We start from the raw sequence: 8,888 nt of genomic DNA on the forward strand, positions 1-8,888 counted from the left end.
CCCGCTGGCCTCCCTCTCCGCCGCCGAGATCGACGCGGTCCGCACGATCGTGCTGGCGCTCGCGTCGACCACCGATCGCGTCCGATTCGTCTACGTCGGACTGGAAGAGCCGGCCAAGGGCGAGATCGCGGCCTGGGAGCAGGGCGGACCCGCGCCCGAGCGGCGCGCACGGGTGCAGCTGCTCGACATGGCGACGACCCGGTCGAGCGACCTCGTCGTGTCCCTCGCCAGCGGCGAGGTGCTGCGCGAGACGGTGCTCGACGGGACGGCGGGACAGCTCCCGATCCTCGACGCGGAGTTCGAGGAGGTCGGCGTGATCGCCGGCGCCGACGAGGGATGGGTGGCCGCGCTCGCCGCCCGCGGTCTGACCGTCGAGGACGTCGTGCTCGTTCCGCTGTCGGCGGGACACTACGGGTACCCGGCCGAGGAGGGACGACGCATCCTCCGCACCTTCGCCTTCCGCCAGGATCACCCCCAGGACCATCCGTGGGCCCATCCCGTCGACGGCCTCACGGCCTACATCGATGTCGCGGCGCGCTCGGTGATCGAGATCGTGGACACCCCCGGGTTCGCGGTGCCCGAGACGAGCGGCAACTACGACGATCCCGCCCTCCAGGGACCGCCCCTGGAGGGGCTGAAGCCGATCGTCATCACCCAGCCCGAGGGGTCGAGCTTCACGGTCGACCAGGAGCACGTCGTGTGGGGGGACTGGGATCTGCGCATCGGCTTCGACGCGCGCGAAGGGCTGATCCTGCGCCAGCTGAGCTTCCAGGGACGACCGGTGATGTACCGCGGCTCGATCAGCGAGATGGTCGTACCGTACGCCGACCCCGCGCCCAACCGCTTCTGGCAGAACTACTTCGACACCGGCGAATACCTGTTCGGGCGCTACACCAACGAGCTGGAGCTCGGGTGCGACTGCGTCGGCGACATCACCTACGTCGACGCGGTGCTCGCCGACGAGCTGGGGATGCCGCGGACCGTCCGCAACGGCGTGTGCATGCACGAGGAGGACTTCGGCTCCCTCTGGAAGCACACCGACATCTTCACGGGCGCCAGCGAGGTGCGCCGCCAGCGCCGGCTCGTGATCTCCTTCTTCACCACGGTCGGCAACTACGACTACGGCTTCTTCTGGTACCTGTACCTCGACGGCACGCTCGAGTGCGAGGCGAAGCTGACCGGCATCCTCTTCACCTCCGCCTACCCCGGCGCGGACTACCCGTTCGCGTCGCAGGTGGCACCCGGCCTGGGCGCCCCCTACCATCAGCACCTCTTCTCGGCCCGGCTCGACATGACCGTGGACGGCGTGGCGAACGTCGTCAACGAGATCGACGCGGTGCGGGTGCCGATCTCGCCGCAGAACCCGGCGGGCAACGCCTTCACGAAGAAGGTCACGCCCATCGTGTCGGAGAAGGTCTCCGGCCGCGTCGCCGACGGCGCCGTGAACCGGGTCTGGCAGATCGCCTCGACCGAGCGGACCACGGCGATGGGCCAGCCCACGTCGTACGTGCTCTTCCCGACGGAGACCCCCGTGCTGCTGGCGGACGACGACTCCTCGATCGCCGCGCGCGCCGCCTTCGCGACCAAGAACCTCTTCGTCACGAAGTACGATCCGGACGAGCGGTACGCGGCGGGGGACTTCGTGAACCAGCACCCGGGCGGCGGCGGCATCCCCGCCTTCATCGCCGGCGACGAGCCGCTGGTCGGCGAGGACCTCGTGCTGTGGCACACCTTCGGTCTGACGCACTTCCCGCGCAACGAGGACTGGCCGGTCATGCCGATGGACTACGCGAAGTTCACCCTCAAGCCGTACAACTTCTTCGAGCGCAACCCCGCGCTGCATGTTCCCGCGCCGACGTCCGCGCACTGCGCGCCCGGTCATGATCACGGCGGTCACGGTCATGACCACGGCGGTCACGGACACCACAGTTGAGAACGTGACCCTGCACCTGTTCGCGCTCGCGCCCGCCACGATCGGACTGTGCTGCCTGGCAGCCGACCGGCGGCGGGCGCGAGCCGGGGAGCTGGCGACCGCGCTGCTCATGCTCGTCGCGATGGCGGATGCCGCGGTGACGCGGCTCGTGCCGGTGGTGTGGTGGGTGGCGATGCTCCTGGCCGGGGCGATCGCCCTCTCGGCGGCCGGTGGACGGCGACGAGGATCCGGCCGTTCCGCGGACGCCGTACGGATGCCCATGGGACTGCATGCCGCCGCGGGCATGGTCGTGATGGCGGCGCTGATGCTCGCGATGACGGGCAGCGGGGTCGCCGACGCCGCGCATCATCACGGGGCGTCCGCTCCGGCGCTCGCCCCGGTGGGCGTGGCGCTCGCCGGCGCCTATGTGCTCGGATCGGTGCGGGTGGCCGTGCGGGCGCGCACCGCGCTGGATCGCGGACAGTACGCGGCGATGGCGGCATCCGTCGGTCTGATGTCGCTCGCCCTCGTCGTCTGAGGCGCCCTCTCGTCCACAGGCCGTTCCGTTGACGCGTGCGCAGGAAACCCGGGTCTGGTATCCGGCGTGAGCGTCAACGGAATCGTCACCCTCAGGGGGCGTCGAAGAAGGCGAGCTCGTGACGCATCGACCGCTCGAACGCGGCGGACATCCGATCGCGGTCGTCCGGGGATGCCGCGGCGGCTGCCGCGTCGGCGATCGCGATCGCCCGCCTCGTGGCCTCCGCGAACGCGGGGTCGCCGTAGGCCCGCAGCCAGTCGGCGTAGGGGTGCGCGTCGTGCGCGAGCGGCGCGAGCCGGGTGCCGAGGTCGGCGTAGAGCCAGAAGCAGGGGAGCACGGCGGCGACCAGCTCCGCAGAGGAGCCGCCCGCGACGACCCGGTCGAAGTGGGCGAGGTAGCCGCGCGTGGCCGGGCCCGGCTCGGGGTGGGCCTCGCCGATGCGCACGCGGTGGAGACGCTCCTCCTCGAGGAGGCACGAGGCCGACGCCTCGGTCCAGAAGGCGCGCTCCTGCCCATCCGCCGCGAGCTCGGCGGCGCGGGCGAGCACGCGGGAGTATGCCCGCAGATACAGGGCGTCCTGCGCGAGGTAGCGATGGAAGCGGTCGAGGTCGAGGGAGCCGTCGCCGAGGCCCGTCACGAGGTCGCACGCGTCGACGTCGGCGCGAACGGTCGAGGTCAGCCGCCACACGCCCGCGCTCCACGGCGCCCCGTCCCGCAGCGCGGGGCGCAGCTCGTGGAAGTGGTCGACGGGTCCGTCGCCCTCGCCGACGCCAAGGGCGTCGGCATGCTGCAACGCCCCCGTCAGCCACGCCTTCGCCCGTGCCAGCGCCGCCGGCCACGGCATCCCGGCGGCGCCGAGCGTGGCCATGGCGGAGGACAGCGAGCACCCGGTGCCGTGCGTGTGACGGGTCATCACGCGGATGCCGGAGACCTCGTGCACGCCGTCGGCGTCGACGATCGCATCGGGAGAGGCGGCGCCGTCGAGGTGCCCGCCCTTCAGCAGCACGGCCGTCCCGGTCTCACGGTGCAGGCGTTCGGCCTGCGCCACGGCCTGCGCCCACGATGCGGCGGGCGCGGCGTCGACGAGGACGGCCAGCTCGGGCAGGTTCGGGGTGACGAGGTGGGCGCGGCGGCACAGCCGACGGACGGCCGCCACCGCCTCGGCGTCGAGGAGCCGGTCGCCGCTCGTGGCCACCATCACCGGATCGAGGACCACCACCGGCGGACGCACCCGCGTCAGCCAGGCCTCGACGACGCCGGCGATCTCGCCCGAGAGCAGCATCCCGATCTTGACCGCATCGATCTCGACGTCATCGCTGACCGCGCGCAACTGCTCGTCGAGGAACGCCGTCGGCGGGGCGTGCAGCGTGCGCACGCCGCGGGTGTTCTGGGCGACGAGCACCGTGACCACCGCCATCCCGTACCCGCCGAGCGCGCCGATCGACTTGAGGTCGGCCTGGATGCCCGCCCCACCGGTCGGATCGGTCCCGGCGATGCTGAGCACGCGGGGGATGCCGGCGGTCACCGGGCCGCCTCGGCGGCGTGCTCGGCGGGGCCGGTCAGAGCGGCGGCGAAGACCCCCGCCGCCGCGCCCGGATCGGCGGCCGCGCAGATCGCCGAGACCACCGCGACGCCCGCGGCGCCCGCGGCCCGGAGGGCAGGGACGTCGGCCGGCGTCACGCCCCCGATCGCGACGCAGGGCAGCGCGGTCGCGGCGGCGATCCTCGCGAACCCGCCGATGCCGAGCGGCTCGGGGTGATCGGGCTTGGTCGCGGTGGGTCGGATGACCCCCACCCCGAGGTAGTCGAGGGTGCCGGCGGGCATCTCGGCCGCGGCGGCGAGATGGGCGGGGGTGTTCGCCGTCCAGCCGACCAGCGCGTCGGCGCCGAGCAGGGCACGGGCGGTCTGCGGGGGCACGTCGCTCTGGCCCAGGTGGATGCCGTCGACACGGGCGCCGGCGTCACGGGCCGCGAGCACGACGTCGAGCCGGTCGTCGACGACGAGCCCCGCCCGTGCGGCGACGACATCCGACAGAGCGACCGCCTGTGCGATCAGCTCGCGGGCGGTGGAGGTCTTGGCGCGCAGCTGCACCACGCTCGCCCCGCCGGCCACGGCCGCAGCGACGATCTCGCACAGCAGCGGGAACGGGATGCGCTCGTCGGTGACGAGGTGCAGCGAGAGGTCGTGACCGGTGGCCCCGCTCATCGTGCGGGCTCCGCAGACGAGAGGCGACCGGGGGTGTCGAGGTCGGCCGGCGCCACGGCGGCCAGAGCGTCGAGGAACGCCACCGCGAACGAGCCCGGCCCGCGGGCCGCGCGCGCCGCCCGTTCCGCCGCGACGGCGTGCACGGCGGAGGCCGCGACCGCCGCCGACAGCGGGTCGCACACGCCCAGGAAGGCCGCCATGGTCGCACCGAGCGCGCATCCGCCTCCCGTCACCCGGGTCAGCAGCGCGTCGCCGCCGTGCACCCGGACCACCCGGGTGCCGTCGGTGATCAGGTCGACCGGCCCCGACACCGCCACCACCCCGCCCGTCCGCCGGGCGAGCGCGACCGCCGCGTCCCCCGCGGCCTCCGGGTCGTCGGTGGCATCCACGCCGCGTCCGCCCGCCCCGAGGCCGGCGAGTGCGAGGATCTCCGACGCATTGCCGCGCACGATCGCGGGTCGGCGCTCGACGAGCTCGGTGGCGAGGGCCGTCCGCACCGGGAGCACGCCGACGGCGACGGGATCGAGCACCCAGCGCTCGGTCGCCGCGACCGCCTCGCGCGCCGCGGTGCGCTGCTCGGCCGTCGGCGTGCCGAGGTTCACGAGCACGCCGTCCGCGATGCCCGCGAACACGCCCGCTTCGCCGGGGATGTCGCACATCGCGGGGGCGGCGCCCAGGGCCAGGAGGGCGTTGGCGGTGAAGTTCGTCACCACCGCGTTGGTGATGCACTGCACCAGCGGATGGGCCGTGCGCACGGCATCCACGGCGTCGGCGGGGGAGAGGTGGGCGCGCGCGCTCATCAGGGGACATCCCTTCGCTCGTACGAACGAGATCAGGTTCGACGGGTGTGATCTCAGCCCATGGTTCGGGCACCCCGTGTCGTTGACCAGGAATGTAGCAGGGCGTCGCCGCGGGCGCGAACCCGCCGTCGGCGGCTCAGACCGGAGCGGCCGCGAGGTCGGCCACGATCGCGCGCACCGCGTCGCGGCCGGCGCGGTTCGCGCCCACCGTCGACTGCGACGGCCCGTAGCCGATGAGGAACAGCCGCGGCTCGTCCACGGCGCGACCGTTCGCCACGCGGACACCGCCGAGCGCGGTCCGCAGCCCCAGCGGGGCGAGATGGGCGATGTCGGCGCGGAAGCCGGTGGCCCACAGGATGACGTCGGCGGGCTCGAACGACCCGTCGGGCATCCGTACCCCGTGCTCCTCGATGCGGGTGAACATCGGGTGGCGCACGAGGACGCCGCGCTCCTGCGCGCGCCGCGCCCAGGGCGTCCAGTGCTGGCCCGTCACCGAGATCACACTGCCCGGCGCCTCACCGCGCCGCACCCGCTCCTCCACGCCCGCGATCGCCGCGACGCGGGCCGCGGTGTCGAACTCCGCGGCATCCCACCGCACCTCCCGCCGCGTGACCCAGAAGGTGTCGGCGACCCGGGAGATCTCCTCCAGGAGCTGCACGGCCGAGATGCCGGCGCCCACGACGACGACGCGCTGACCGCGGAACTCGTCGGCCGACACGTAGTCGTGCACGTGCAGCTGGCGGCCCGCGAACTGCTCCTGACCCGGGTAGTGGGGCCAGAACGGCCGTCGCCAGGTGCCCGTGGCGTTGATCACGAACCGCGCGTGCCAGGCTCCGCGATCGGTGTCGACCTCCAGGAGGCCGTGCGGATCGGCGTCGACGCGGCGCACGGCGGTGACGTCCACGGGCCGCTGGACCCTCAGATCGAATCGCCGCTCGTAGTCGGCGAAGTACGCCGGGAGCACGTCGGCGCTCGCCGCGTCGGGGTCGGCCGGGGGAACGGGGGCTCCCGGCAGTTCGTGGATGCCGTTGACGGTCGCCATCCGCAGCGAACGCCACCGATGCTGCCAGGCGCCGCCCGGAGCGGCATCGGCGTCGAGCACGACGAACACGGGGGCGCGTCCGTCGCCCGGTGCCGGGACGAACCCGCGGCGGCGCAGATGGTAGGCCGCCGACAGTCCCGCCTGGCCGGCGCCGATCACGAGGACGTCCACCGTCCGGTCGGGCAGGGCGAGACTCATGCCCATCCCAACGCGGTCCGGCCGCAGATGTTCCCGCCGGGGCGCCCGCCGCGCCGCATGTCGGGGGCACGCCGTAGTCTGTTCTGGTGACCACCGCCCTGTACCGCCGCTACCGTCCGGAGACGTTCGGCGAGATGATCGGGCAGGCGCAGGTGACCGAGCCGCTCATGACCGCCTTGCGCGGCGACCGCGTCGGGCACGCGTATCTGTTCAGCGGCCCGCGCGGCTGCGGCAAGACGACCTCGGCGCGCATCCTCGCCCGCTGCCTGAACTGCGCGGCGGGCCCGACCGACACCCCCTGCGGCGTCTGCGACAGCTGCGTGGAGCTCAGCCGCGGAGGCGGGGGCTCCCTCGACGTGGTCGAGATCGACGCGGCCTCGCACAACGGCGTCGACGACGCCCGCGACCTGCGTGAGCGCGCGATCTTCGCCCCCGCGCGCGACCGGTTCAAGATCTTCATCCTCGACGAGGCGCACATGGTGACGGCGCAGGGGTTCAACGCCCTGCTCAAGCTCGTCGAGGAGCCGCCGGAGCACGTCAAGTTCATCTTCGCGACGACCGAGCCCGAGAAGGTCATCGGCACGATCCGCTCGCGCACCCACCACTACCCGTTCCGCCTCGTCGCGCCCGCCGCGATGCTCGAGTACGTCGAACAGCTGTGCGCCCAGGAGGGTGTGCAGACGGAGGCGGGCGTGCTGCCGCTCGTGGTCCGCGCCGGCGGGGGGTCGCCCCGCGACACGCTGTCGCTGCTCGACCAGCTCATCGCCGGATCCGATCCGGTCGACGGTGCCGCCGGTGCGACCGTGCGCTACGAGCGCGCCGTCGCCCTGCTCGGCTACACGCACGGCGCCCTGCTCGACGAGGTCGTCACGGCGTTCTCGGCCCACGACGCGGCCGCCGCCTTCGCGGCCGTCGACCGTGTCGTGCAGACGGGTCAGGACCCGCGTCGATTCGTCGACGACCTGCTCGAGCGTCTGCGCGACCTCATCATCGTCGCGGCCACGGGAGACGGTGCCGGCGCGGTGCTGCGCGGCATCCCGGCCGACGAGCTCGAGCGGATGGGCCGTCAGGCGTCCGCGTTCGGCACCGATCGCCTCTCCCGCATCGCCGATCTCGTGGTCGGGGCCCTCGACGACATGAGCGGTGCGACGTCTCCGCGGCTGCAGCTGGAGCTGCTCGTCGCCCGCGTCCTCGCCCACACCGCCGGATCCGTTCCGGCGGCGGCCCCGGACTCGCCGCCGGTGGCCGTGCCCGCCGCCGCTCCCGTCGCCGAGCCGCCGGCCTCCCACCCGGCTGCACCGGCCGCCGCGCCGACCCCGCCGTCTGCCGCCGCGCCGGCCGCACCGGTCGCGTCGACTCCGCCGGAGGAACCGGTCCCGCCGGCTGCCGCCGCACCGACTCCGCCGGCTGCCGCCGCATCGACTCCGCCGGCTGCCGCCGCACCGACTCCGCCGCCGGCCGCCGCTCCCGTGCCGCCGGCAGGTCCCGTGACGCTGCCGCAGGTGCGCGACGCGTGGCCCGAGATCCTGCAGCGGCTCGAACCGGTGAGCCGGTCGTCGTGGATGATCGCGACCGACGCCACCCCGATCGCGTTCGCCGACGACGTGCTGACCCTCAGCTTCCGGACGCAGGGCGACGTGGCCGCCTTCAAGAAGCTCGCGGCCGGGAAGGGACCGAGCGAAGACCTGCGCGGAGCGATCCACGCTGTCCTCGGCATCCGGGTCAAGTACGTCGCGCGCTTCGACGCCGACCCGCCGTCCGACGGCGCTCCCGCGGAGCCCCCGCGGCCCGCATCGCCGCCCGCGACCGCGCCCGCTCCCACCGGCGACGCGCGCCCGGGCGGAGGCGGACGGACGGGCAGCTCCGTGGCCTCCGCGGCCGCCGCGCCCGTGACGGAGTGGGCCGTCGCGCCGATCCCGACCGATCCCGGCCCGGCGGCGGCCGCGCCGTCCGCTCCCGTCGCATCCGCCCTGACGGAGGCGCCCGGGCTCGCGGTCGACGACGAGCCCGAGGATGCCGTGGCGGCGCCCGTCCGCACGCTGACGGCGGTCCGCGAGGCGCCGTCCCCGGCAGCGGCCGAGTACACCCTCACCGACGACGACGCTCCGGACGACGACGAGTTCCCGCCGCCCGTCGACGACGCGCCTGTCCCGCCGCGGGCGCCCGTGGCCGTCGAGCGTCCCGCCCCCGTAC

General features: G+C 74.2%; 7 protein-coding genes and 1 riboswitch. Of the genes, 3 read left to right on the forward strand and 4 right to left on the reverse strand.

Annotated elements, in window-relative coordinates; genetic code table 11:
* The coding region (locus AC1Q49_RS15545; protein WP_492493265.1) for a primary-amine oxidase at nucleotides 1–1,933 on the forward strand (1,933 nt) is incomplete at its 5' end.
* A gap of 4 nt (nucleotides 1,934–1,937) precedes the next feature.
* On the forward strand, nucleotides 1,938–2,450 hold the full coding sequence (locus AC1Q49_RS15550; RefSeq protein ID WP_492493267.1) for a hypothetical protein: 513 nt from the start codon (nucleotides 1,938–1,940) through the stop codon (nucleotides 2,448–2,450).
* A 91-nt stretch (nucleotides 2,451–2,541) separates the two neighbouring features.
* On the opposite strand, the gene thiD is transcribed toward AC1Q49_RS15550, so the two are convergent.
* The 4 genes from thiD to AC1Q49_RS15570 form a co-directional block, all read right to left on the reverse strand.
* Nucleotides 2,542–3,975, reverse strand: a complete 1,434-nt coding sequence (gene thiD / locus AC1Q49_RS15555) for a bifunctional hydroxymethylpyrimidine kinase/phosphomethylpyrimidine kinase (RefSeq protein ID WP_492493269.1) — start codon at nucleotides 3,973–3,975, stop codon at nucleotides 2,542–2,544.
* The gene (gene thiE / locus AC1Q49_RS15560) at nucleotides 3,972–4,655 is read right to left on the reverse strand and encodes a thiamine phosphate synthase (RefSeq protein WP_492493271.1); all 684 of its coding nucleotides are present in this window, start codon (nucleotides 4,653–4,655) and stop codon (nucleotides 3,972–3,974) included. Before thiE ends, thiD begins: the two co-directional genes overlap by 4 nt.
* Entirely contained in the window at nucleotides 4,652–5,455 is an 804-nt protein-coding gene (thiM, locus tag AC1Q49_RS15565) for a hydroxyethylthiazole kinase (protein ID WP_492493273.1), read from the reverse strand. Before thiM ends, thiE begins: the two co-directional genes overlap by 4 nt.
* Nucleotides 5,448–5,542, reverse strand: a riboswitch (TPP riboswitch). Its footprint overlaps the gene before it by 8 nt.
* Nucleotides 5,543–5,591: 49 nt before the next feature.
* Nucleotides 5,592–6,695 carry an NAD(P)-binding domain-containing protein gene (locus tag AC1Q49_RS15570; protein WP_191008056.1) on the reverse strand — a complete coding sequence of 368 codons (1,104 nt, stop codon included), beginning with the start codon at nucleotides 6,693–6,695 and terminating at the stop codon, nucleotides 5,592–5,594.
* An 86-nt stretch (nucleotides 6,696–6,781) separates the two neighbouring features.
* Here AC1Q49_RS15570 and AC1Q49_RS15575 point away from each other — a divergent pair.
* Nucleotides 6,782–8,888, forward strand: a 2,107-nt coding sequence (locus AC1Q49_RS15575) for a DNA polymerase III subunit gamma and tau (RefSeq protein ID WP_492493276.1), incomplete at its 3' end; no start/stop codon positions are given.

The organism is Microbacterium sp. MPR-TSA4, from assembly GCF_058792815.1.

What these genes read in the sequence shown, in the direction of transcription:
- thiE (WP_492493271.1), bottom strand. Translation starts at nt 4,655, where the DNA reads ATGAGCGGGGCCACCGGTCACGACCTCTCGCTGCACCTCGTCACCGAC.
- thiM (WP_492493273.1), bottom strand. Translation starts at nt 5,455, where the DNA reads ATGAGCGCGCGCGCCCACCTCTCCCCCGCCGACGCCGTGGATGCCGTG.
- AC1Q49_RS15570 (WP_191008056.1), bottom strand. Translation starts at nt 6,695, where the DNA reads ATGAGTCTCGCCCTGCCCGACCGGACGGTGGACGTCCTCGTGATCGGC.